The following is a 22,241-nucleotide window of genomic DNA, read 5'->3' as shown; positions in this document are numbered from 1 at the left end:
GCTCGATAATAAATTGTTTTTAGCGGAGCGCGCTTTCGGCCTCGGCTGCGAGCGCCTGCAAGAACGGGACATAGTCGTCGTCGGAAAATTCCAAAGCATCCGTGCCTTCCTCGATTGCCTTTTTCACGCTCTTTATGTGGTAGCACGGCGCGCCTCCCGAGAGCGTGGCAAAGTAATAGTCCTTGCACGAGCAGAACGAGAGCTCGGGGTCGACCCAGTACTCGCCTTCTTTGCCCACGACAGTCCAGAGTTTCCTGCCGCTTGGCTGGAACAGATGCAGCTTGACGCTTCCTGCCGCAAGCGCGCCTTCCGCCTTTTCCACGCGGTTTATTTGCGGGAAGTGGTATAAAACCGGCATGAACGCCCGCCCGGTGCGCCCGCACGCCGCGCTGTTGCTTGAGGGCAGGAAAAAGTACGTGGCAGTGTCTGACCTGCACATAGGCCTTGAGGCGGAGCTTGTAGGCAAGGGGATAACGGTCAAGTCAAACCTGGTGGGCGAGATGCAGGAAGAGCTGCTCTCGCTCGTATCGTCTCAGCAGGCCGACGGGCTGGTTCTTCTTGGCGACATCAAAAACACTGTCGGCTCGATAAGCAAGCAGGAATGGGACGACGTGCCACAACTGTTCAAGAATCTGTCGTCGGCAACAGACGTCTACCTTGTGCCGGGGAACCACGACGGAAACATCCGCCACCTAGTCCCGGACTCTGTAAACGTGATAGGGAGCAAGGGCATGGTGATAGAAGACACGCTTTTTCTGCACGGTCACAGCCTGCCGTCTGACGCCCGGTCCCACGTTAGCAGGATAGTGATGGGCCACCTCCATCCTGTTTTCTTGAAGAGCGGTAGCGTTGTCAACGGCCAGCGGGTCTGGATATCGATGCAGGTGAGAAAGGAGGCGCTTTTTGCAGAGCAGGGAACGCTTGAGATTGTCATCGTGCCCTCGTTCAACAGGTACCTCTACGCGGAAGGGCGCGGCCCAAAAAGGTCCCAGTCGCCTCTGATATCGCGCCTGAGTCCTGACGCGATACAAAAGTGCGTGATTGCGACGCTTGACGGGTCCATAGTGGGCGACGAGTCGGTGCTTGCAAGCGCGCTCTAGGACAGGTTAGAATATTCGAATCTCCAGCTTGCAGCTCGTTACCTTGGGAAAGCGCACTGCCTTTTCCAGCCGCACCCGGCCACAAAGGCGCTGTCGCTATAAAAGAACTAATTTTTCTGGCAGCTTTTCCACTGGAAACGACCCCCTCCCTAGTCCAGCTTGACGTAGCTTCCAAGCGGCGCCAGAGTCGGCGTGTTCTCCCGCAGCCACTGCACCGTCTTTATGAACGAGCTTGCAGACTCGACTGTCGTTAGAACTGGCACTCCCATCTCTACTGCCTTTCGGCGTATCTGGTATTCGTCCTGCAGCATGCCGACGAACTTTTCAAGGGTCGCAGTGGCCGGTATGTTGATGATGAAGTCCAGCTTGCGCTCTACCAGCATGTCTGCTATGTTGGGCTTGCGGTCCGGCTCGCTTATCTTGTGCACCAGTTCAACATCTTTGACCTTGTTGTTCTCCATGAACTCTGCCGTGTGTTCAGTTGCAAGTATCTTGAAGCCCATCGACGACAGCATCGATATCAGCGGAAGCAATTTCTCCTTGTTCCTTTGTCCGCCTATCGTTATCAGCACCGAGCCTGACAGCGGCAGCGAATACCCTGCCGCCATGTACGCCTTTGACAGCGCGTCGTAAAAGCTCGAGCCAAAGCATGCCGCCTCGCCTGTAGACCTCATCTCGACTCCAAGCACGATGTCAGAGCCTTCCAGCTGCATGAACGAGAACTGCGGGACCTTGACGCCAAAGCCGTGGGCCTTCATCCACAGGTCCTTTGCCTTTGCAGGCAGCGGTTTTCCGAGCATCGCCCTTGCCGCCAGGTTTATCAGGTTGACGCCGGCGAATTTCGACACGAAGGGCATCGAGCGCGACGCGCGCACGTTTGCCTCTATGACCATCACCTGCTCGTCCTTTACAAGATACTGGATGTTAAATGGCCCCCTGACGTTGAGCGCCCTGCCTATCTTTGTAGAGTAGTCTGCGACAGTATCCATCATGCGCCTGTCAAGCCTCCAGGGCGGTATGCTCATCATCGCGTCGCCAGAGTGCACGCCTGCGTTGTCGATGTGCTCTATAATGGAGCCGATGACGACTTCGCTGCCGTCGCACACCGCGTCCACCTCGACTTCGGCGGCGTCCTGCAGGAACTTGCTTATGACTACAGGATGTTCGGGGTTGACGTTTGTGGCGTCTGTCAGGAATCGCTCCAGCTGGTCTGCAGCCCACACGACTTTCATGGCCGCGCCCGACAGGACGTACGACGGCCTGACAAGGACGGGATAGCCGACTTTTTCTGCAAACTCCTCTGCCTCTGAAAGGTTTGTGAACTGGCGCCATGCCGGCTGCCCGATGCCAAGCGAGTCGAGCATCTTGCCGAACTTGGCGCGGTCTTCAGCCCTGTCGACGTCCTCGCTTGAGGTGCCTATTATCCTGATGCCGCTTTTGGCGAGCTTGGGCGTAAGGTTGTTGGCAGTCTGGCCGCCCACGCACGTGACGATGCCTGTCGGATTCTCCTTGTCGCAGATGTCAAGCACGCGCTCAAGCGTCAGCTCTTCAAAGTACAGCCTGTCACAGATGTCATAGTCTGTAGACACGGTCTCGGGGTTGCAGTTGATGACCGAAATCTCTTTCACGCCGTTTTCCTTGAGCCCCCACACCATGTTGACGGTGCCCCAGTCAAACTCGACAGAGCTTCCAATCCTGTACGGGCCGGCGCCAAGCACTATCATCCTGCTGTCCTTCGTGTTTTTCACCACCACGTCGTCCTGGTAGCCGCCGTATGTGAGGTAGAGGTAGTTTGTCTTTGCAGGCCACTCTGCTGCCAGCGTGTCTATCTGCTTGACTGCCGGGACTATGCCGTTCTTTTCGCGCAAGGAGCGCACCTGCATCTCGTCTGACTTCAAACACCTTGCGACCTGCGTGTCGGAAAACCCGAGCCTCTTTGCTTCCCTGACGGTGCCTGCGTCAAAGCCTGCCTGCTTTTTCAGGCGCTCTTCCATGTCGACGATGTTCTTTATCTTTGCCAAAAACCAGGGGTCGATGGCCGACAGCTGGTAAATCCTGTCGATGTCAAAGCCGGCCTTCATGGCCTGCACGACGGCGTAGATTATCTCGTCGTCTGGCCTCAGGAGCGCCTGCTCTATGCGCTCGATGTCAGTCTCCGAGTACGTGTCCTTGCCGTTTGCCACCAGCCCGTCCCGGCCGATGGACGACATCCTTATCGCCTTCTGCAGGACTTCCTCAAAGTTCCTGCCAATCGCCATGACTTCTCCTACAGACTTCATGGCAGACCCGAGCCTGCGCTTGACGCCCTCGAACTTGGAAAAGTCCCACCTGGGCATCTTGAGCACGCAGTAGTCAAGCGACGGCTCAAAGCACGCCGTTGTGACCTTGGTTATCCTGTTCAGGAGCTCCGGGAGTGTGTAGCCAAGCGCTATCTTGGCCGCCATGTACGCAAGCGGGTAGCCAGTGGCCTTGCTTGCAAGGGCCGACGACCTTGACAGCCTTGCGTTGATTTCAATCGCGGTGTATTGTTCAGACTGCGGGTCGAGCGCATACTGGATGTTGCACTCGCCCACTATGCCGCAGTGGCTGACAGCCCTGATTGCAGCGGACCTGAGCATGTGGTATTCATAGTTGTTCAGTGTCTGCGACGGCGCAATCACGATGTTGTCGCCGGTGTGCACGCGCATAGCAAGCACGTTTTCCATGTTGCACACTATGACGCTGTTGCCGTTGTAGTCGCGCATCACCTCGTACTCTATCTGCTTCCAGTGGCCCACGTACTTTTCAATCAGCACCTGGTGCACCATGCTGAGGTTGAGGCCGCGCTGGACAATGTCCTGGAGCTCTATCTCGTTGTACGCTACTCCGCCACCCCTGCCGCCAAGCGTGTATGCGACGCGGATTATTACTGGGTATCCTATCTCCTCTGCAGCCTTTTGCGCCTCCTTGAGCGAGTTTACGGCGTAGCTCTGCAGCACCGGCACGTCGCTTTTTGCCATTGCTTCCTTGAACAGCTGCCGGTCTTCCGTGACCTTGATACCCTCTATCTGTGTGCCAAGCACCCTGACGTTGTATTTTTCAAGTATGCCCTGCTCCTGCAGCGCGACTCCGCAATTTAGAGCCGTCTGGCCGCCAAACCCGAGCATTATCGAGTCGGGCTTTTCTTCTATTATCACCTTCTCGACGTATGCGGTGTCAATGGGAATCGGGTATACTTTGTCTGCAAACCTGGTGTCTGTCTGGATTGTGGCGATGTTGGGGTTGATGAGCACGCTCTTGACGCCTTCTTCTGCAAGCGCCTTGAGGCACTGCGAGCCCGAATAGTCAAACTCGCCGGCCTCGCCTATCTTTATGGCCCCGCTGCCGAGCACCAGCACCTTCTTTATCGACTTATCTTTTGGCACTCTTTTTCACCTTCTTTTTCTTTGCAGCCTTCTTTTTTGGAGCCGCGGGCTTTTCCACGCCGGCTGCTATAACTTCCTTGAACCTGTCAAACACGTACATGCAGTCGTACGGCCCCGGCGACGCCTCGGGGTGGAACTGGACTGCGATGACAGGCTTGGTTGAGTGCTCTATGCCTTCCACCGTGTCGTCGTCGGCGTTTGCAAACCACACCTTGAACCCTGTGCCCTTGAGGCTTTTCGGGTCGATGCCGTAGCCGTGGTTCTGGCTCGTCACGTAGGACAGGTTGCTCCGCAGGTCGATGCACGGCTTGTTCTGCCCCCTGTGGCCGAACTTCAGCTTGTACGTGTTTGCGCCCCCTGCAAGCGCAAGTATCTGGTTCCCAAGGCAGATCCCAAGCGTCGGCGTTGATGTTTTTATCAATTTGGTGGCAGTCTTTATCGTCCCCTTGCAGACCTTGGGGTCGCCCGGGCCGTTGCTTATCACCACGCCCTTTGGACTGTACGACATCACCTGCTCGTAGGTCGCGTCCCATGGTAGGCGCACCACCCTGTAGCCTGTGCGCATGATGTTTCGGATAATGCTGTACTTTACTCCCGTGTCGATTACCGCGATGCAGTCCTTGCTCTTGTCGCCGTACTCCTGCGGGCCTGCCGTCGAGACCTCTGGCATAAAGTTCAGGCCCTCGTATTTGGCGCCTGCTACCAGCTTTTTCAGCCGCGCCTCGTCCACGGTCTCTTTTGATACAATGATTGCGCCCATCATGACGCCGCTTACGCGCAGTTTCTTTGTCAGAGCACGCGTGTCGATGCCGTAAATGCCGGGGACCTTTTCGTCATACAGCCACTGGTCAAGCGTCCTGACTGCGCTCCAGTGGCTCGCCACGTCTGACAGGTCGTGGAGCAAAAGCGCCTTTACCTGTATGTGGTCCGACTCGAAGAATTTTGGAAGTCCATATTCGTCCTTGACGTCAAATCCCGGCACGCCATAGTTGCCCACAAGCGGGTAGGTCATGCAGAGTATCTGGCCCCTGTACGAAGGGTCGGTGAGGGTCTCCGTGTATCCGACCATGCCCGTGTTAAAGACCACTTCTCCCGTTATCTCGGACGGGTACCCGAAGCCGATTCCGTCAAAAACAGTGCCGTCTTCAAGCATCAGCTTGGCGGCGTAGCCACTGTAGGTCTTTTGAAGTGTCGGAATTTTTGACCCTCACCAACTACTTTGATGAGGGCATTTAAGTTTTGCTTATCGGCGACAAGGTAATATTTCGATGCTGCGAACGTTTTTGCATGCCCGACTGCGCCATCTGCGGCTCGCGCTTTGCGACAAAGCGCTGCTACTTCTGCCAGAAGCACGCGTGCACTTCGTGCATAGTGCCGGCCGACGTGTCAGGCAGCAGGACGACTGTAAAGTGCGTGGCATGCGAGCGCAAGAAGGTGAACAAGATAAGCGTTGCAGCGGTGCTCCGGCGCAACAAGATGGTGTTTGGCATACTTGGCGGCTACTGGCTATTTGCCATATTCCCGCTGCCGTTTCTCAACTTTAGCGGCTACCCTCCGGAAGTGATGGCGTCTATCCTGCAGCCGGTGCTCATAGCGACTGCCCTCATGACGATACCTTTCGTGTTCATGATGATAGCCTGGCAGAAAAAGTCGCCGGGCTAGTACATCGACTTTGCGACAAGGTCCGCAAACTGCGTAGTGGTCAGCGCGCCGCCGATGTCCTTTGTCTTTTGGTTCTTGGCTAGTAGCTTTATGATTGCGTCTTCTATGCGCCTTCCTTCTTCGGCTATCTTTTGGTCGCGGTGTTTGTCTGCAAGCCACTCTGCCATCATCTTTGCCGACAGCAGGATAGACGACGGGTTTGCCGCATTCTTGCCTGCAATGTCAAACGCCGCGCCGTGGACCGGCTCAAATAGCGCAAAGCCCTCGCCGATGTTTGCCGCCGGGCCCATACCGAGGCCTCCGACTACCTGCGCCGCCTCGTCTGAGAGTATGTCGCCAAAGAGGTTCGTCGTGACAATGACGTCAAACTCCTCGGGGTTGCGGATAAGGTTCATCGAAGCCGCGTCGACATAGAGCTCGCTGTACTGTATCTTGGGGTGCCTTTTTGCGACCTCCTTGCACACGGACGCAAAGAGCCCGTCGCCTTTTCGCATAACGTTTGACTTGTGCACGGCCACAACCTTTCGCTTGCCGTTTCTGGCTTCGGCTGTCTTGAACGCATACTCGGCTATTCTCTGCGACGCTTTTCTGGATGTGACGCGCAAAGCGACCACCGTGTCCTCGTCGGTGTTGAACTCCCAGCCGAGGTAGACGTCCTCGGTGTTTTCCCTGACTGTCACAAGGTCGACGTTTCTGGAAAGCGCAGGGATGTTCGGGTACGACCTGGCCGGCCTCACGTTTGCGTAGAGGTCAAACATGCGCCTGAGAACTATTATGACGTCAGCCGCGCTCTCGCCCACCGGCGCCTTGAGGCACGCCTGCGACTTTTTTACAACATCGACAGTGGAATCCGGCAGGGCTTTGCCGTGCTTTTTGAGCGCCGCGTCGCCGGCCTCGACTTCTCTTATCGAAAATTTCGTCGACGACCTGTCGCTTATCGTTTCAAGTATCTTTTTTGCAGCTGCCGCAAGCTCGGGGCCTATGCCGTCGCCTGTGATGAGTGAAATGTCGTACCTGGCCAAACCCCTGCGCCTAGCTCTTTGAGTACAGGACCTTCTTCAAAAGAACCTTGTTTATCGCGTCCATCATGGCCTCTACCGACGCCACGACGATGTCCTCGTTTGCTTTGCGCGCAGACACGATGTTGCCGTTCTTGTCCTCTACCTTTACAGAGACCTCTGCAAGGGCGTCCGAACCGCCCGTTATCGAGTCGAGCTTGTACTCGCGGATCTTGATGCTTGCAACGTCGGCCGCGATTTTCTGGATAGCCTTGAGCGCCGCGTCGACGGGGCCGACGCCTGTCTCTGACGATATCAGGTCCTTGCCTTCTGCGTTGAGCCTGACAACCGCGGTCGGTATGATGTTCATGCCAGTAACTATGTGAAAGTCGTAGAGCTTGAACTTCTCCTCAAACTGGGCGTTGTGCATAACCTCGCCTGCTATCGAGAGGAGGTCTGCAGTCGTGATTGCCTTGCCCTTGTCTGCCACGTCCTTTTGCTTTTCAACTATGAGCTTCAACTGCTCCTCTGTGGGCGTTATGCCAAACTCGGCAAGCATGGCGTTGATGCCGTGTGCGCCTGCGTGCTTGCCTGCCTGGAGCCAGCGCTTTCTGCCCACAAGCTCGGGGCTGATTGGCTCGTAGGTGAGCGGGTTGTTGAGTATGCCGTGCGTGTGTATGCCTGACTCGTGGCCGAACGCGTTCTCGCCGATTATCGCCTTGTTTGGCTGGACTATGATGCCCATCGTGTTTGACACGAACCTTGAAGTCTCGTAGAGCATCTGGGTCTTGATGTTGTGCTTTTTGTTGTAGAGGCACTGGAGCGCCATCACAAACTCTTCAAGGGAAGCGTTGCCCGCCCTCTCGCCAAGGCCGTTTATCGTCACATGGGCGCACGCCGCGCCGGCGTTGATGCCGGCTATCGAGTTTGCAACCGCAAGGCCAAAATCGTCGTGGCAGTGCATGCTTATTGGCAATTTCGTCGCGGCCCTGACGTCGTTTACCACCTGCGTGATGTACTGGGGCGTCGCATAGCCTACCGTGTCGGGTATGTCGAGCCTGTCGGCGCCTGCCTGCTCGACTGCCTTGAACACTTGGAGCAAGAAGGGCCTGTCAGACCTCGTCGCGTCCTCTGCAGAAAACTCGACTGCCAAGCCGTGCTTTTTGGCGTATTCCACTGCGTGGACTGCGCGCTCGAGCACCTGCTCGCGGGTCATCTTTAGTTTGAACTTCATGTGGATATCAGACGTCGCGATGAACGTGTGGACGTACTTCAAGTCGCACTTTATGGCAGCATCAATGTCAGTTTCAGTTGCGCGGGCAAGGCCGCAGATCTCGGCCTTAAGGCCGCTGTTTACTATCGTCTTTATGGCCTGCATCTCGCCGTGAGAGACTATGGGAAAGCCCGCCTCTATGGCGTCAACTCCAAGGTCGCTCAGCCTCGTGGCTATCTGCACTTTCTGCTCTGGCGTGACTGTCACGCCCGGCGTCTGCTCGCCGTCACGGAGCGTCGTGTCGAAAATCCTTACCTTTTCCTCGCTCAAAGTTCCGTCCCCCTCGGCAACGCCGAAACGCCGGTCCTTGCCAGCTGGGCAATACCATATTGTTCGACCAGATTCTTAAACGCATCTATCTTGTCCGGTGTTCCTGTTATCTCGACTGTGATTGTCTCCTTGCCTATGTCGATGATGTTGCCACGGAATATGTTGGCATAGTTGAGTATCTCGCTCCTGGTGGTGGGGTCGATGGCCTTCATCTTGATGAGGGCAAGCTCCCTGTATACTGACTTGTCGAGGTCAAGCACCTTGACATCGACCACATCTATCAGCTTCCTCAACTGCTTCACAAGCTGGTCGAGAGTTCGCTGGTCGCTGTTGGTTGTGATTGTCATCCTCGAGAGGTCCTGCTGCTCCGTCGTGCCAACGGTTATCGACTCGATGTTGAAGCTGCGCGCCCTGAACAGGTTGGTGACCCTGAAGAGCACGCCCGGCTTGTTCTCAACAAGCGCCGAGACTATGTACCAGCCGTTTGCAGACATCTTTTCAAGCTCCTGTTATCATGTCCTTGAGGCTCGTGCCCGGGGCCACGAACGGGTACACGTCCTCGTCTGGGTCAATCGGGATGTCGATTACCGTTGCCACGTCGCTCTTTAGCGCGGTCTTTATTGCCTTCTCAAGCTCTGCCATCGACTGGGCGCGTATGCCTTGCGCGCCGTAGGCCTCTGCTATCTTGACATAGTCCGGGCACTGGTGCTGGTGCACACCGCTGTACCTTCGGTTGTAGAAGGTGCGCTGCCACTGGGCCACCATGCCGAGCATGTAGTTGTTCATGAGGAACACTATCACCGGCAGTTTCTCGAGCACCGACACTGCAAGCGAGTTTTCAGTCATGTTGAACGACCCGTCGCCGGCGATGTCCACCACAGGCACATCGGGCCTTGCCGCCTTGGCGCCAATTGACGCCGGGAATCCAAATCCCATAGTGCCAAGACCCGTGGAGCTGAAGAAGGTGCCCGGCGATATGACGTCAAAGTGGAGCGACGCCCACATCTGGCACTGGCCCACCTCGGTGGTGGCAATCGCGTTTGCCGGCAAGAGCTCGCGCAACTTTTTGAGCGACTTTTTGGCGGTTATCTCCCTTGCATAGTCCTTGATGGTTTCCTGGTAGTACTGTATTATCTCCTTCCTGCGCTTGAGCCAGGGGTTGTCGGCATCCCTTTTCACTACCTTTTTGCCGAGCAGCTTGACAAGCGTCCTGAGCGACGACTTGACGTCGCCCACGATTGCGACGTCGACTGACTTGTTCTTGCCTATTTCTGCCGGGTCGATGTCCATGTGTATGATGCTCATGCCTTTGCCGAACTCGTCAAAGCGGCCCACCGACCTGTCAGAAAAGCGCGCGCCTATCGCTATTATGCAGTCTGCCTCGATGATTATCTTGTTAGCCTCGGGGTGGCCGTGCATGCCTATCGGGCCCATCGCAAGCGGGTGGTTCTCCGGGAACGCGCCCTTGCCCTTGAACGTCGTAACTACGGGTATCATGAGAAGCTCTGCAAGAGCCTGGAGCTCGGCAAACGCGCCAGAGAGTATGACGCCTCCTCCGGCCATGATTATCGGGCGCTCTGCCTTTAGTATGAGTTCAACTGCCTTGCCCACCTCTGAAAGGTCCGCGTCCACTATGGGACTGTAGCCCCTCACCTTGATTAGGTCTGGAAACTTCATCTCTGCAGTTGCCTGCTGCACGTCCTTTGGAATGTCCACGAGCACCGGGCCGGGCCTGCCGCTCTCGGCAATGTAGAACGCCTTTTTCACCATCTCGGGGATTTCAGTAGCAACTTTGGGCTGGAAGGCATATTTGGTGCAAGGGTTTGCCACGCCGATGATGTCAGTCTCCTGGAAGGCGTCCTTGCCTATCATTGCCAAGGGAACCTGCCCTGTAACTGCGACCATCGGTATCGAGTCAGCGTATGCAGTAGCAATCCCTGTGATGAGGTTGGTGGCGCCTGGGCCAGAAGTGGCAAAGCACACGCCTGACTTTCTCTTTATCCTGGCATAGCCGTCGGCCATGTGGGCCGCAGACTGCTCGTGGCGCACGAGGATGTGCCTGAGGTTTGCGCCCACAAGCGCGTCGTATATCGGCAGGTTAGCGCCGCCGGGAAGGCCAAAGACCACGTCTACGCCCTCCTTCTCGAGGGCATGGATCAACGCCTTTGCACCGGTCATTTCCGCCATCTATGCTATCACCATTTTCAAGACAAACGCCCGCCTGTTAGCAGAGATTTGTCTAGGCAAGTACCAGCAGGACCAGAATCTTAACTTTGTGCCTAGAGCGCTCGCTGCCTGTATTGGGCATCTGGAGGTGGATTGTTATGATATAATTTATAAAGTTTTGGCAATTACAGGCGCATGAACATTATTGTCTGCTGCGGATTCCGCGACTATTCAGGACCTGATTTACAAATACTTCCAGATAGCCAAGAGCAAGGAAATCGAGGGCATCCCGGATTTCTTTGACGACAGGTTCACAAAGTTCGGCGATTCGCCTCCCTACGACAGAAGGGACCTTGAGCGCGCGCTTATGCTTGAACAGCTGCAGTTTGCAAGCATATCCGACTATGACTTTAAAATCGAGGACCTGAAGGTGGATGTCGTAGGCGACGCCGCGGTCGCAAGTTTTGTCCTGCAGAGCACCGGCATGATAGTCGACGATTACAGTTTCCGCGGGACTGCGATAAACAACAAGTCGCGCGTCACTATGGTATTCAAAAAGGACAAAAAAGGCGGGTGGAAGATGCTCCACCAGCACTTTTCAAAGATGCCCGGCTAGTCAAAGTCGCCGGAGCTGCTCACTGTCTTGACAATTTCCTGGGGCTTTTTCTGCTTCATCTTCTGGCGCTCGCGCATGAAAACGTCGTAGGCCTCCTTCACTGTAGCCTTGTTGTGCACGATTGCCTTGACCGCCTTTATCATCGGGACAGGGTAGTCGGACTGCCAGATGTTCCTGCCCATGTCTACTCCGGCCGCGCCGTGGCTGACAGAGTCGTATGCAAGTTTCAGCGCGTCCATCTCCGGCAGTTTCTTGCCTCCTGCCACAACAAGCGGCACCGGGCAGGCTTCGACTACTTTTTCAAAGTTATCGCAGTAGTACGTCTTGACGATGTGCGCGCCAAGTTCCGCCGCAACCCTGCACGCCAATGCGAGATACCTTGCGTCGCGGCCCATCTCCTTTCCTACAGCCGTCACGGCAAGCACCGGGATTCCGTATTTCTCGCCCTCGTCGACGAGCCTGCCGAGCGACGCAAGTGTCTGGTGCTCATACTTGCTTCCTACAAATATCGAGAGCGCAAGACACGATACGTTCAGCTTGATAGCTTCTTCGATGGACGTGGTTATGGTCTCTTTTGAGAGGTCCTCGCCGACGATGCTGGTCCCGCCAGACACGCGAAGCACAATCGGGATGTCGCGCTCTGCCGGCACGCAGTTGCGAAGGATGCCCCTGGTGAGCATCAGAGAATCGGCGTAGGGCAAAAGCGGCCTGATGGTCTCTGTGGCGTTCTCGAGGCGCTCTGTCGGGCCCAGAAAGTAGCCGTGGTCCACCGCAAGCATGAGGCAGCGGCCGTCCTGCGGCTTGATTATCCTGGAAAAGCGGTTTTTCATTCCCCAGTCCATTGTTATCAAAGCCCCGGGGCCGTTTTTATTATTTATAGTTTCTACGAGCCTGACGTGACAATGACTTTCATCGCGTCCTTTGCCTCGTGCGCGCACTTGATGGCCTGGGACGCGTCCTTGATGTCAAAGCGGTGGGTGATGAGTGGCGCAATGTCGACGCGCTTTTCTGCCATCATCCTTATGGCCTGATTCGTCTCGACCTCCGATGCTGCGTAGCTTGGGATGAGCGCATGCTCGCTTGAATACAGCTTGCTCATGTCGTACGAAACGTTCGATCCCTTGGGCGGGACGCCAAAGAGCACTATCTTGCCCCCGCGCCGCGTCATGTCAAACGCCTGCAGGAGAGCCTTGGTGCTTCCAGTCGCTACGATTGCGACGTCAACGCCGCGGCCGCCGGTCTGCTCCTTTACCTTCTGAGCAAAATTCTGATCTGAAATGGAGTTGAAAGTCGTGACGCCGTACTTTTTCGCAAAATTCAATCTAAAGTCGTTGATGTCAGAAACAAACACCTTTCCGGCGCCAAACGCCTTTGCAAGTATGACGTGCATCAGGCCCGCCGGTCCTGCTCCCAGGACCGCCAGGTCGTCGCCTGCCTGAAATCCACTCTTGTTCCATGCGCGGATGCAGCACGCAAAGGGCTCTATCAGCGACGCCTCGTCAAATGTCATGCCCTCGGGCAGTTTTATGAGGCCGCCCCTCGACACGTTCCATGCCGGCACCAAAAACTGCTCTGCAAGGCCGCACGGGCTGATGTTGCTCTTCTGGTACTCGGGGCACATCGTGTGGTCGCCGTGGAGACAGTAATGGCATGAATAACAAGGGACATGGTGGTGAATGAAAACCCTGTCGCCGGGCGCAAAGTCCATGACGTCTTTGCCCACTGCGACTACCTCGCCTGCCGGCTCGTGCCCGAGCCTGCCCGACGTCATGCCATATTCGCCGTACACCTTTTCAAGGTCCGAGCCGCACAGGCCGCACGCGCGCATCTTCACTACGACGTCGCCTGCGCCGGCTATCTGCGGATCGCTTACGTCGTCTACTGAAACAGCGCTCTGGCCCTTGACAAAGACCGCCTTCATCTTTTTGGATCTAGAGGTGCGGTCTATAAATAGCGTATGAATTAGGCGATCCTAAGAACCTTTAAATAATAAAAAAAGAAATTCGTTCATACCGTCATGCTGTTACCCTCCGAGATAGAAGCCAAGTCTCTCATCCCTGCAGTGAGGGCCATCCTTGCCCGGAAACTCATCAAGGAATACGCGCTCAGGGAAGAGGACGTAGCCAAGGTACTTGGCATCACCCAGGCTGCAGTCAGCAACTATGTGCGTGGCACAAGGGGCGACTTGGAGCTGATATCCAAGCTGGAATCGGTGATGGAGGTAATGCGCATGATAGACGACATTGCCCGCGAGCTTTCTACGCACAAGGCGTACACGCCAAGCACGCTTGCCAAGTTCGTCGGTCTGACAAACTATATGCGCTACACGCTGCTCATCTGCGACGTGCACCACAGTATGGAGTCAAACATCGACGAGACCATCTGCGAGCAGTGCAGGGGCACGCTCATCCGCGAGCACTAGTTATCACAAAAATTAATATACAGAATACATGACACATCGAAGCGATGGGCCGGTTAAATGGCGAAATCGTCGCAGGCACCGCACTAACCTTTCTGGCGCTTCTCTTCATCTTTGCAGGTATGGTCAACCCTATATGGGCCGTCGCCCTTCCGGCGGACTATGTGCTGCTCGCAGTCGGGATCGGGGTTATAGCACTTGGCTTCTGGACCGCAAGCAACGAGAAGAAGCACCCGCACGTAGAACACCGCCACTAGGTGCAACGCTTTTAACAATCCCTGCGTGATGCAATAACATGCCCTCACACGACGCCGACGAGCCGGTCAGCGCCTACGCAAACACAGAGAAGACCTTCTTCGAGCTTGCAAGCGAGCAGCGCCTCTCAATCATCTTTCGGATAAACGAGAAGAAAGCCAAGATATCGCAGCTGGCAAAGGATCTCGGCATAACCATGCAGGAGGCGCACAGAAACGTCAACCGCCTGCAGGACGCCGGCCTGATAGAGAAAAACCCGGAAGGCGTGTTTTCGCTCACGACGTTTGGCAATACGATAATCAAGCAGATCCCGACTTTCAACTACCTGTCAAAGCACAAGGAGTACTTTTCAGAGCACGTGCTCGGAGAGCTCCCGATAAAGTTCATCATGCGCCTTGGCGCGCTTGACCAGTGCGAGTACGTAAAAGGCGTGGTCGCAATACTTGAGCGCTGGAAGGACATATACCGCAACGCCGACGAGTACATCTACGAGATAGTTCCGCAGGTGCCAATCGACCTGATAGAGCCGGCAATCGACAGGGTAAAGTCAAAGGGAGTGAAGTACAGCTACGTCCTGCCAAGAAACGTGATTATCCCAAAGGGCCGCAAAGACCTCTTGAAAAAATTGGGGCACAACGAGCTGATGAACAAGGGTGCAATAGAGAGGCGGATGGTGGACAGCGTGCAGGTGGCAGTCGTCCTGAACGAAAAGCACGCGTCAGTCATGTTCCCCACGCAAAAGGGCGAGACTGACATGAACATGATATTTTACAGCGACGACCCGATATTCCACGAGTGGTGCCTCGACTACTTCCGCTACCGGTGGTACGGCTCCGACATATTCGACGAGAGCCACCTGAAAGAGATCTGATTCACTGCGTCCGGGCCGGCAGGCTCCTTGCTACCTTCCTGTCGTCTTTCAGGCCCCTGATGTGCGTGAGGTCCCTGTCAAAGAACATGTCAATAGTCCAGTCAAACAGCACCCGCAGCCGCTTTTTGAGCATCGGCAGCTTCTGCAAATAGACTGCCCTCCAGAGCCACCACGCGGCGATGCCGTACAGCTTGAAACCTGCGAACCTTGCTATCGCCTTTTTTTCGCCTATCACCGCCATCTGCTTGTTGCTATCGTAGTCAAATCGTTTCATTCCCTTACACTGCATCGACAGCAGGATGTTTTGGGCGGCCACCTGCGCTTCCCTTATTGCGTGCTGCGCGGTTGGAGGGCACGGAGCTGACCGGCCGTCTGCTATGTAGGCGCAGTCGCCTATCGCCCAGATACCATCTGCTCCCTTGACGCGCAAGAAACTGTCGACAGGCAGCCTGCCAGACTCGTGCATTGCGCCAGGTATCTCAAACACTACCGGGTTTGGCGAGACTCCTGCAGTCCAGATGGTGGTATTGGCAGGCAGGGTGGTCCTGCCCTTGCCGTCCATAATCTCGACGTGGTCGGCTGTGACATCCACGACTCTGGAGTTCAGTCGAACTTCGACACCGCTTTTTACAAGTTCATTTAACGTAAAATCTGCAAGCTCCAAGTCAAGCTCTGGAAGTATCCTGTCCCTTGACTGCAGCAGGACTACCCTGACTGGGACCGCCGCAAGTCCGTTCCTTACATTTGGATAATACTTGACCGCTTCATCAAAAAAGCTGGCAAGCTCGCCTGCGGTTTCTGCGCCAGACAGCCCACCGCCGACAACCACGAAGGTCAGAAGCTTTTGCCTGTTTTCGATGTCACCCTCTATGTCTGCCCGCTCGAGCATGTCGATTACGTGGTTGCGGAGCACCAGCGCGTCCTTGAGGTTCTTGAGCGTGAACACAAAACCCTGTATGTACGGCATCTTGGCAAAGTTGGTGTCGCCGCCAAGTGATACCACGAGCTGGTCGTATTCAAGCACGCGCTCCGGGCCGGATTCTCCGGCCACGCCGATTGCGACTTTCTTGTTCTTGACGTCCAGACGCCTGACGTCTGCCTCGTAGAACTGGGTCCTTTTCAGGATCTGCCTTACCGGCACGACGACATGGTTACTCTCTATCATGCCTGACACCACCTGCGGGAGCATCGGCGTAAAGACGAAAAAGTTCTCGCGGCTTACCAGGCTCACCTGCAGGCCGGCATCATTGCGGGCCAGCTTTTCAAGCTCCTTTGCGCAGTAGACGCCTGCAAACCCTCCGCCCAGTATCAGTATTCTTTTTTTGGACATTGCACACCCTGCAACTTGGAAATCACACTTGATACACGATGCCCTTGACGGGGTAAGAACAGTGGCGTGTAAATGACAGGACTGACAGCTTTTTTTATTGCCCGCCTGCGAACCTCCTCCATGCAGGCCGCTGCTCAGGTCTCTGACGCAAAGAGAGAAACTGCAAAGAACCTGTACCTGGGGGACATGCCAGAAGAATTTATCGCGATGCAGCTGGACCTGGACATCCCGACGGTAATCAGGATCCTCAAAGAAGCAGGAGTTTACCCGTAATTAACTTCCGGGCACGGCCACCTTTTTGGCACATTCATGCGCGTTTCCAGTGGAAATATGGTGCATTGTGCACCATTTTAAGCACGAAAAAATGGTGCAATTTTTGGATACAGGGTGATGTGCGTTGTCAGGCTGCTAATGGATAATTACTTCATCCAGTCGATTGGAATGTCCTGGTAAAGGCCGTTTGGAAGGACGCGCCTTATGGATATCGGGAGCGCCTTTTGCTCGACTTCTTCCATCGCAAGCAGGATGGACGTCTTTGCCTCCTCCGACCCCTTTATCAGCGGCGGGGCCCCAAGCGACAGCTGGAGGGCGCGTGCGCCGGTAATCCTTGCGCGCTCAAAGCGCGTCAGCCACGGCAGGCCGATGACTATCTTGTTGCCCTGGGCCTCGACCTCGCGGAGCTCATACTCGGACTCGGCATAAGTGACAACCTCGTCGGCAGGCCTGCTGGACTTCTTTACTTCCTCCTCCTCGACCTTGCCCTTTGTCTTTGCAGACTTTTTAGAAGCCGTTTTCTTTGTAAAGCGCTTGACTACCAAGAATGATGCAAAAAGCTATCAGCTATCTAATTAAATGTTGCGAATTTTTCAACTAATGCCCTGACTGCAAACAGGCAAAACGTTTTCATTACATCTGCCCTTTTCCTTGGGATGTGCAGGCAGGGTCAGTCTCGCGAATTAGGCTTGTCGCAGAAATTGCGGGCAAGGGGTCGGCAGAGTGCGAGCTTGTGCGGCACCTTGCCCCGATAACATCGACCATCTTGCTGAAAGGCCTGCCCGTGCAGGACAGGGTGCACCGCTTTGAGGACAAGTTTGTCTACATAGAGACGGGCATGGTGATAGGCGCAGAAAAGCAGCGGATGCAGTTCAAGCGGGGCGACCTGGCGCTTTTGCCTTCAAACGGCGCGATATGCTTTGTGATAAAGGACTGCACCGTGCCTGCGATGAACCCTATAGGCCGGATAATCAGCAATATCGAGTCGATAGAAGCTGTCCAGGCCGGAGACGTGGTGTCCGTGAAAAGGGCTACTGCTTGACCTTTTCGTAGACCCGGTGGCCGCTGTAGCCGCCTACCTTTCTTACGAGGCCCTTTGCCTCAAGCGACTTGACAAACGCGTTTGCCACGGATATCTTGACGTTGGCAGACTTGGCTACCGACTGGATTGTTATCGCCTTCATGTTTGATATTGCTTTCATTCCTGCCGGCTCTTCCAGGATTACCGCTAGCTTGGCCTTCTGCTGCGGCTTGCCCTTCTTCTCCTCTTTTGCAGCCGGCTTTATCTCGCCTGCCGGGCCTGTGATTGTGCCCTTGTCCTGCTTTCCCGCCGGCTTGTTCTTGTTGCCGCCCATGGTAGCGCTACTACCAAGCCACCCATTAATATTCTATGCAAAACTTTAAGCATGAGCCGGGCAAGCTTTTCCCTGGATGGACTTCAAGCCGCTGGTCGAGACCTTTGCGGAGATGGAGCAGACCTCGAGCAGGATCGCGCTCACGGACTATCTCGTTTCGCTTTTAAAAAAGACCCCTCCCGACCTCATCGACAAGGTGACCTACCTCATCCAGGGCAAGCTGTACCCGGACTACGAAGGGATAGAGATGGGCCTTGCAGAAAAGATGGCGCTTCGGGCAATAGCAAGCTCGTCGGGCAAGAACCTGTCTGCAGTCGAAAAGGTCTACCGCGAAACAGGCGACATCGGCGACACCGCCGGCAAGGTCATGGTTTCAAAGGCCCAGTCGACCCTGGTTTCAGAAGCAATGACTGTCGAGCGCGTGTATTCCACGTTTGACAGGATCGCCCGCACCACAGGCCAGGGCTCGCAGGAAACTAAACTGCGCCACGTCAGCAGCCTGCTCAACGACTCGACGCCGGAAGAAGGCCGGTACATCATGAAGTTTGTCATGGGCGCCCTGCGCCTTGGAATTGCAGACTATACGGTTCTTGACGCCCTTGCCATCGCCTTTACCGGCGACAAGGCAAACCGCGAGGCGCTTGAAAACGCCTACAACGTCTCAAGCGACCTTGGCACGGTGGCCCGCCTGCTTGCCACAAAAGGGCTTGCTGCAGTCAAGGCCATGCAGGTGACTCTTTTCAAGCCCATCAGACCGATGCTTGCCGAGCGGGTCACCACCGCAGAAGAGGCACTTGAGCGCATGGAAGGCAAGGCCGCAGTAGAATACAAGCTGGACGGCGAGCGGGTGCAGGTGCACAAGGGCAAAGACCGCGTCGAGCTTTTTTCGCGCAGGCTTGAAAAGATAACAAGCCACTATCCCGACGTGACAAAGGCCGCCATGGGGATAAAGGCAAAGGAGGCTATAATGGAAGGCGAGGTCGTGGCGATAAATGCTCAGACGGGGGAATACCTGCCGTTTCAGGAGCTGATGCACAGGAGGCGCAAGTACGGGTTCGAGGAGGCTATGGAGGCCTACCCTGTAGTAATCAACTTTTTTGACGTCCTGTACCTTGATGGCAAAAACAAGATGCCGCTCCCTTACGAGGAGCGCAGGGAACTTCTCGAGAAGGTCCTCATGGGAGCCCGAGACGGGATGATAAAGGTGGTGCCGCAGAAAATCGCGACAAAGCCCGAGCAGGTGGACAGGTTCATGAACCAGGCAATAGAGGACGGCTGCGAGGGCGTGATGGTAAAGCTGCCGCAGAGCATCTACCGGGCCGGCTCGCGCGAATACCTCTGGGTGAAGCTAAAGCGCGAGTACCGAAGCGAGCTTGCAGACACGCTCGACCTCGTGGTCGTGGGCGCGCTGCACGGCCGGGGCAGGCGCGTGGGCAAGTATGGCGCGCTCTTGCTTGCAGCATACGACAAGAGCGAAGACGTTTTCAAAAGCGTGTCAAAGGTTGGAACAGGCTTTACCGATGAACACCTGGACCAGTTTTACCGCGAGCTTGAAAAGCACGTGGTGCACCAAAAGCACGCCCGCGTCGACACAGGGATGGACATGGACGTTTGGTTTGAGCCTGTCATGGTCATTGAAGTAATCGCGTCAGAGATAACTCTGAGCCCGTCGCACACTGCGGCAAAGAACCTCATACGGGAAGGGTACGGCCTTGCGCTGCGCTTCCCGAAATTCACGGGCAGGATTCGCGACGACAAGGACCCCGAGGCCGCAACAACTGTCGAGGAAGTGGCTACCATGTACAAGCGCCAGGTGAGGGTCCGGACCGGCGCTCCGCCGGCAGATTAAATATCTGCGCCTGCAAAACAACCGCATGAAGGTGTCAGAGCTGTGCGGCATGATAGAAGAGTCGATAAAGTCCGGGCGTTACCCGCTTGAAACAGACACGCAGAAAAAGTGCGCCGGCCTCTTGAAGGTGACAAGCAAGGCCGCCTTTGACGATCTGAGGTCGGGCGACGCGGCAGTCGAAGTCAGGGTGGGCGACATCTATGTGGCGACGAATTTTTCACAGAACATGCAGCATTTGCCCGGCGTGATAGAGATGGACGTTGTAGACTCTTTCAAGCTGATATGCCGCAAGGTGGAAAGGATTGACACGGGCCTCAAGATAGGGCGCTAGCTTTCGCCCCGCTCGACCCTGCCTGCCATCTCGTCAAGCTCTTCCATGCCGCGGAATTTCTGGTACGTCAGCTTTTCAAGCGCGACAAGCAGGCTCTTTGCCGACCTGAACTGCGGCACCTCCGGGTCGCTTATTTCCGCGTACAGGCCTATCCCTTGCAGGCCACTTTCTTTTGCAAGCCCGAGTATCAGGCCGTTAAAGCCGGTGATAAGCGACGAGCCGGGCGTCAGCTCAAAGCCGAGGTTCTGCAGGTGCTGCGCAAGCTCTTGCGACGTGGCAGTCACAAGGGCCTTGGGGCTCTTGCCATAGTCCCGGGTCGTGTGGAACGCGCCAAGCGTGTATATCAGCTGCGCCGAGTATTTCTTTGCAACATCAATGACATCCTGGCAAAGGTCGTAGAGCTCCTGGTTTGTCTGCGGCTGGCCCGCCCCGCCTCCAAACACTATGACGCTGCCGTCGGAGCCGTGGCGGTACTCCCACCTCTCGCGCTGGTAGTCTATGTAGCCGCCCTGGTCGATGACATAATTTGGGAACGGGACGTCTATGAACCGAAACGTGCGGGTCTCCATGCTCTTGTTGATAAAATCGATGGCGATGCCGCCGACGTTGCCCATGTCCTGCATGGCGGCAATAACTATCGGCTTGCTTATGGCCGCGTCACCAACGTTTACGGCCTTCATGAAAGGCCCTGCGCAGCGGCCTGATAAAAAAGTTGGCAAGGCAAAAGTTAAAAATCCGACGCAAACTCTTCGCACCAGAGACTTGTCTGGTAGCGAAAGCGGTGTTTCAGACGACCACATGGCCGCCATTTCAGGCTGGAAGTCGCGCAAGGAGCAGCTGCACAGGCAGCAGGAGTCGGTCATGAAGGCAAACGACGAGGCCGAGAAGGTCAACCTCGTCTCGATGTCAAAGAAAAAGGACCAGCCCTGAAAATTTATTAGCCCTTCTGGTCTGAATGCCTGCGTGCCGCTCTCATACAACGACCGGCTTGTGCTTTTGCAGCATGCAATCAGCAAGTACGATTCCGAACCCGTGATAAAGGAAAAACTGAAAGGCGTGATGTCTGAAAAGGACATCGAGCGCGGAATCGACACTCTGATAGCGACCCAGAAGGTCAGGCGCATAGGGCCTGACGTCATACAGAACAATGAAAGCGCGGCAGGCGAACTTCCCGAATTGTCCGATGACCTGAAGGAAATAGTCGACGGGCTCTAGATTTTCAGCGACGCGATGCACTCTGTCAGTATGCGCGCCGCAAGGTATGCAGTCATGTTGTTCAGGTCGTAGTCCGGCGACAGCTCGACTATGTCAAAGCCGGCGACGTTGCCTGCGGCCATCACTTTGGTGAGCAAGAAAAGCAGGTCTGCAGTAGTCAGGCCGCCGGGCGACGGGACAGACACGCCTGGCGCCGATGCTGGGTCGACACAGTCGAGGTCTATCGAGATGTAGGTTTTACTTCCTGCAGTCTTTGCGAGGATCATCTCGGCGACCCTGTGCACGCCCATCTCTACAATGTCAATCGGAGTCACTATCTGCAGGCCGGCCTTTCTTGCATTTTCTATTTCTTCCGGCTCTGCCGCCCGCGTCCCTATTGTCATGCTTTTTCCAAAGTCGATGTGGTCCTGCGAGTCAGTCATCACCGAGCCGTAATAGTTTCTTGCCGACGAAACAAAGTCGGGGTGAGCGTCAAAATACAGAAGCGACAGCTTTTTGCCAAGGGTCTTGCTAGCAGCGGCAAGCACATCCGTCGTCAGCGAATGGTCTCCTCCAATCGCGACGGGAATCTTGCCTGCCTTAATGATGCCAAGCGTATGCTCATAGACCTGCTCTCTTTTGATGTTGCCCGCATCAAACATCCGCTTGCCTTCAAGCGTGCCCATCATGGGGACTGTCGGTATCGTCTTGCCGTCGCGGACAAAAAACTCGGACTCGCCCGATGCCGCCCTGAGCGTGTCCGGAGCCGTGTCGGTGCCCTTGCGCAGGGCGTGCGACCTGCTCTCGTCGGGAACTCCTGTTATCACTATGTTGGCATCTGCCATCGTAGCGGCGGTGGCGCGGTAAAACTTCAA

At 55.7% G+C, this 22,241-nt stretch carries 26 protein-coding genes; 12 read left to right on the top strand and 14 right to left on the bottom strand.

The annotated features are described in order from the left end of the window. Window positions 1-19: 19 nt before the first annotated feature. Window positions 20-322 (bottom strand): SWIM zinc finger family protein, encoded by a 303-nt coding sequence (locus HXY31_RS05995; RefSeq protein WP_292640857.1) that lies wholly within the window; start codon window positions 320-322, stop codon window positions 20-22. A 34-nt stretch (window positions 323-356) separates the two neighbouring features. Here HXY31_RS05995 and HXY31_RS05990 point away from each other — a divergent pair, with 34 nt between their 5' ends. Next, window positions 357-1,100 carry a metallophosphoesterase gene (locus HXY31_RS05990; protein ID WP_292640855.1) on the top strand — a complete coding sequence of 248 codons (744 nt, stop codon included), beginning with the start codon at window positions 357-359 and terminating at the stop codon, window positions 1,098-1,100. Between the two features lie 149 nt (window positions 1,101-1,249). Here HXY31_RS05990 and carB read toward each other — a convergent pair whose 3' ends face one another. Together carB and carA are read right to left on the bottom strand one after the other, a co-directional pair. Beyond that, window positions 1,250-4,504: a carbamoyl-phosphate synthase (glutamine-hydrolyzing) large subunit gene (carB, locus tag HXY31_RS05985; protein ID WP_292640853.1), complete on the bottom strand. Its 3,255-nt coding sequence runs from the start codon at window positions 4,502-4,504 to the stop codon at window positions 1,250-1,252. Further along, a complete protein-coding gene (gene carA, locus HXY31_RS05980) occupies window positions 4,491-5,657 on the bottom strand; it encodes a glutamine-hydrolyzing carbamoyl-phosphate synthase small subunit (RefSeq protein WP_292640850.1) in 1,167 nt (388 codons plus the stop codon). Before carA ends, carB begins: the two co-directional genes overlap by 14 nt. Before the next feature lie 134 nt (window positions 5,658-5,791). Between carA and HXY31_RS05975 the strand changes: the two genes are divergently transcribed. Further along, window positions 5,792-6,166 carry a hypothetical protein gene (locus tag HXY31_RS05975; protein ID WP_292640847.1) on the top strand — a complete coding sequence of 125 codons (375 nt, stop codon included), beginning with the start codon at window positions 5,792-5,794 and terminating at the stop codon, window positions 6,164-6,166. Here HXY31_RS05975 and HXY31_RS05970 read toward each other — a convergent pair. The 4 genes from HXY31_RS05970 to ilvB are packed head-to-tail and all read right to left on the bottom strand — an operon-like array spanning window position 6,163 to window position 10,894. Then, window positions 6,163-7,188: an isocitrate/isopropylmalate dehydrogenase family protein gene (locus HXY31_RS05970; protein ID WP_292640845.1), complete on the bottom strand. Its 1,026-nt coding sequence runs from the start codon at window positions 7,186-7,188 to the stop codon at window positions 6,163-6,165. The genes HXY31_RS05975 and HXY31_RS05970 overlap by 4 nt on opposite strands. Window positions 7,189-7,198: 10 nt before the next feature. Next, window positions 7,199-8,707, bottom strand: coding sequence for a 2-isopropylmalate synthase (locus tag HXY31_RS05965; RefSeq protein ID WP_292640842.1), 1,509 nt, complete (start codon window positions 8,705-8,707; stop codon window positions 7,199-7,201). Beyond that, entirely contained in the window at window positions 8,704-9,201 is a 498-nt protein-coding gene (gene ilvN / locus HXY31_RS05960; protein ID WP_292640839.1) for an acetolactate synthase small subunit, read from the bottom strand. The genes HXY31_RS05965 and ilvN overlap by 4 nt, the downstream gene beginning before the upstream one ends. Window positions 9,202-9,205: 4 nt before the next feature. Continuing rightward, complete coding sequence (gene ilvB / locus HXY31_RS05955) at window positions 9,206-10,894, bottom strand: biosynthetic-type acetolactate synthase large subunit (protein ID WP_292640836.1); 1,689 nt, start codon at window positions 10,892-10,894, stop codon at window positions 9,206-9,208. Between the two features lie 184 nt (window positions 10,895-11,078). Here ilvB and HXY31_RS05950 point away from each other — a divergent pair, with 184 nt between their 5' ends. Next, a complete protein-coding gene (locus HXY31_RS05950) occupies window positions 11,079-11,489 on the top strand; it encodes a nuclear transport factor 2 family protein (protein ID WP_292640834.1) in 411 nt (136 codons plus the stop codon). On the opposite strand, the gene lsrF is transcribed toward HXY31_RS05950, so the two are convergent. Both lsrF and HXY31_RS05940 read right to left on the bottom strand, forming a co-directional pair. After that, window positions 11,486-12,331 carry a 3-hydroxy-5-phosphonooxypentane-2,4-dione thiolase gene (gene lsrF / locus HXY31_RS05945; protein ID WP_292640832.1) on the bottom strand — a complete coding sequence of 282 codons (846 nt, stop codon included), beginning with the start codon at window positions 12,329-12,331 and terminating at the stop codon, window positions 11,486-11,488. The two genes, HXY31_RS05950 and lsrF, sit on opposite strands and share 4 nt — an antisense overlap. A 41-nt stretch (window positions 12,332-12,372) precedes the next feature. Further along, window positions 12,373-13,410 (bottom strand): zinc-dependent dehydrogenase, encoded by a 1,038-nt coding sequence (locus HXY31_RS05940; RefSeq protein ID WP_292640830.1) that lies wholly within the window; start codon window positions 13,408-13,410, stop codon window positions 12,373-12,375. Window positions 13,411-13,506: 96 nt separating this feature from the next. On the opposite strand from HXY31_RS05940, the gene HXY31_RS05935 reads away from it, so the two are divergent. From HXY31_RS05935 to HXY31_RS05925, 3 genes are read left to right on the top strand one after another with little or no spacing between them, the layout of a single operon-like run. Further along, window positions 13,507-13,911: a helix-turn-helix domain-containing protein gene (locus HXY31_RS05935; protein WP_292640827.1), complete on the top strand. Its 405-nt coding sequence runs from the start codon at window positions 13,507-13,509 to the stop codon at window positions 13,909-13,911. Window positions 13,912-13,955: 44 nt separating this feature from the next. Further along, the gene (locus HXY31_RS05930; RefSeq protein WP_292640825.1) at window positions 13,956-14,165 is read left to right on the top strand and encodes a hypothetical protein; all 210 of its coding nucleotides are present in this window, start codon (window positions 13,956-13,958) and stop codon (window positions 14,163-14,165) included. Window positions 14,166-14,203: 38 nt separating this feature from the next. Beyond that, the gene (locus tag HXY31_RS05925; RefSeq protein WP_292640823.1) at window positions 14,204-15,034 is read left to right on the top strand and encodes a transcriptional regulator; all 831 of its coding nucleotides are present in this window, start codon (window positions 14,204-14,206) and stop codon (window positions 15,032-15,034) included. A 1-nt stretch (window position 15,035) separates the two neighbouring features. Here HXY31_RS05925 and HXY31_RS05920 read toward each other — a convergent pair whose 3' ends face one another. Further along, window positions 15,036-16,364 (bottom strand): NAD(P)/FAD-dependent oxidoreductase, encoded by a 1,329-nt coding sequence (locus tag HXY31_RS05920; protein WP_292640821.1) that lies wholly within the window; start codon window positions 16,362-16,364, stop codon window positions 15,036-15,038. A 120-nt stretch (window positions 16,365-16,484) separates the two neighbouring features. Here HXY31_RS05920 and HXY31_RS05915 point away from each other — a divergent pair, with 120 nt between their 5' ends. Further along, window positions 16,485-16,637 carry a hypothetical protein gene (locus HXY31_RS05915; protein WP_292640818.1) on the top strand — a complete coding sequence of 51 codons (153 nt, stop codon included), beginning with the start codon at window positions 16,485-16,487 and terminating at the stop codon, window positions 16,635-16,637. A gap of 146 nt (window positions 16,638-16,783) precedes the next feature. Here HXY31_RS05915 and HXY31_RS05910 read toward each other — a convergent pair whose 3' ends face one another. Next, window positions 16,784-17,182: a DNA-directed RNA polymerase subunit K gene (locus HXY31_RS05910; RefSeq protein WP_292640817.1), complete on the bottom strand. Its 399-nt coding sequence runs from the start codon at window positions 17,180-17,182 to the stop codon at window positions 16,784-16,786. A 113-nt stretch (window positions 17,183-17,295) separates the two neighbouring features. Here HXY31_RS05910 and HXY31_RS05905 point away from each other — a divergent pair, with 113 nt between their 5' ends. Next, window positions 17,296-17,679: a cyclophilin-like fold protein gene (locus HXY31_RS05905; RefSeq protein ID WP_292640815.1), complete on the top strand. Its 384-nt coding sequence runs from the start codon at window positions 17,296-17,298 to the stop codon at window positions 17,677-17,679. On the opposite strand, the gene HXY31_RS05900 is transcribed toward HXY31_RS05905, so the two are convergent. Further along, a complete protein-coding gene (locus tag HXY31_RS05900; protein WP_292640813.1) occupies window positions 17,669-17,992 on the bottom strand; it encodes a hypothetical protein in 324 nt (107 codons plus the stop codon). The two genes, HXY31_RS05905 and HXY31_RS05900, sit on opposite strands and share 11 nt — an antisense overlap. 76 nt (window positions 17,993-18,068) lie before the next feature. On the opposite strand from HXY31_RS05900, the gene HXY31_RS05895 reads away from it, so the two are divergent. After that, window positions 18,069-19,841, top strand: a complete 1,773-nt coding sequence (locus HXY31_RS05895) for an ATP-dependent DNA ligase (RefSeq protein WP_292640811.1) — start codon at window positions 18,069-18,071, stop codon at window positions 19,839-19,841. A gap of 25 nt (window positions 19,842-19,866) precedes the next feature. After that, a complete protein-coding gene (locus HXY31_RS05890) occupies window positions 19,867-20,172 on the top strand; it encodes a hypothetical protein (protein WP_292640810.1) in 306 nt (101 codons plus the stop codon). Here the strand turns inward: HXY31_RS05890 and HXY31_RS05885 are convergent. After that, window positions 20,169-20,852: a PAC2 family protein gene (locus HXY31_RS05885; protein ID WP_292640807.1), complete on the bottom strand. Its 684-nt coding sequence runs from the start codon at window positions 20,850-20,852 to the stop codon at window positions 20,169-20,171. The genes HXY31_RS05890 and HXY31_RS05885 overlap by 4 nt on opposite strands. Before the next feature lie 82 nt (window positions 20,853-20,934). On the opposite strand from HXY31_RS05885, the gene HXY31_RS05880 reads away from it, so the two are divergent. Next, window positions 20,935-21,102: a hypothetical protein gene (locus HXY31_RS05880; RefSeq protein WP_292640804.1), complete on the top strand. Its 168-nt coding sequence runs from the start codon at window positions 20,935-20,937 to the stop codon at window positions 21,100-21,102. 33 nt (window positions 21,103-21,135) lie between these two features. Next, on the top strand, window positions 21,136-21,387 hold the full coding sequence (locus tag HXY31_RS05875) for a hypothetical protein (RefSeq protein ID WP_292640802.1): 252 nt from the start codon (window positions 21,136-21,138) through the stop codon (window positions 21,385-21,387). On the opposite strand, the gene HXY31_RS05870 is transcribed toward HXY31_RS05875, so the two are convergent. Then, entirely contained in the window at window positions 21,384-22,241 is an 858-nt protein-coding gene (locus tag HXY31_RS05870; RefSeq protein ID WP_292640800.1) for an arginase family protein, read from the bottom strand. The genes HXY31_RS05875 and HXY31_RS05870 overlap by 4 nt on opposite strands.

The sequence above is a fragment of the Nitrososphaera sp. genome (assembly GCF_013388945.1).
In the GTDB taxonomy this organism is placed as follows: Archaea; Thermoproteota; Nitrososphaeria; order Nitrososphaerales; family Nitrososphaeraceae; genus Nitrososphaera.
The sequence above is the reverse complement of the archived record's forward strand: the minus strand, read 5'-3'. Positions and strand labels throughout refer to the sequence as shown.

Coding starts and splice junctions, on each gene's coding strand:
- HXY31_RS05925 (WP_292640823.1), top strand. CDS start 14,204: ATGCCCTCACACGACGCCGACGAGCCGGTCAGCGCCTACGCAAACACA.
- HXY31_RS05915 (WP_292640818.1), top strand. CDS start 16,485: ATGCAGGCCGCTGCTCAGGTCTCTGACGCAAAGAGAGAAACTGCAAAG.
- ilvN (WP_292640839.1), bottom strand. CDS start 9,201: ATGTCTGCAAACGGCTGGTACATAGTCTCGGCGCTTGTTGAGAACAAG.
- lsrF (WP_292640832.1), bottom strand. CDS start 12,331: ATGGACTGGGGAATGAAAAACCGCTTTTCCAGGATAATCAAGCCGCAG.
- HXY31_RS05900 (WP_292640813.1), bottom strand. CDS start 17,992: ATGGGCGGCAACAAGAACAAGCCGGCGGGAAAGCAGGACAAGGGCACA.
- HXY31_RS05975 (WP_292640847.1), top strand. CDS start 5,792: ATGCCCGACTGCGCCATCTGCGGCTCGCGCTTTGCGACAAAGCGCTGC.
- carA (WP_292640850.1), bottom strand. CDS start 5,657: ATGCTTGAAGACGGCACTGTTTTTGACGGAATCGGCTTCGGGTACCCG.
- HXY31_RS05990 (WP_292640855.1), top strand. CDS start 357: ATGAACGCCCGCCCGGTGCGCCCGCACGCCGCGCTGTTGCTTGAGGGC.
- HXY31_RS05940 (WP_292640830.1), bottom strand. CDS start 13,410: ATGAAGGCGGTCTTTGTCAAGGGCCAGAGCGCTGTTTCAGTAGACGAC.
- HXY31_RS05920 (WP_292640821.1), bottom strand. CDS start 16,364: ATGTCCAAAAAAAGAATACTGATACTGGGCGGAGGGTTTGCAGGCGTC.
- HXY31_RS05895 (WP_292640811.1), top strand. CDS start 18,069: ATGGACTTCAAGCCGCTGGTCGAGACCTTTGCGGAGATGGAGCAGACC.
- HXY31_RS05890 (WP_292640810.1), top strand. CDS start 19,867: ATGAAGGTGTCAGAGCTGTGCGGCATGATAGAAGAGTCGATAAAGTCC.
- HXY31_RS05935 (WP_292640827.1), top strand. CDS start 13,507: ATGCTGTTACCCTCCGAGATAGAAGCCAAGTCTCTCATCCCTGCAGTG.
- ilvB (WP_292640836.1), bottom strand. CDS start 10,894: ATGGCGGAAATGACCGGTGCAAAGGCGTTGATCCATGCCCTCGAGAAG.
- HXY31_RS05885 (WP_292640807.1), bottom strand. CDS start 20,852: ATGAAGGCCGTAAACGTTGGTGACGCGGCCATAAGCAAGCCGATAGTT.
- HXY31_RS05930 (WP_292640825.1), top strand. CDS start 13,956: ATGGGCCGGTTAAATGGCGAAATCGTCGCAGGCACCGCACTAACCTTT.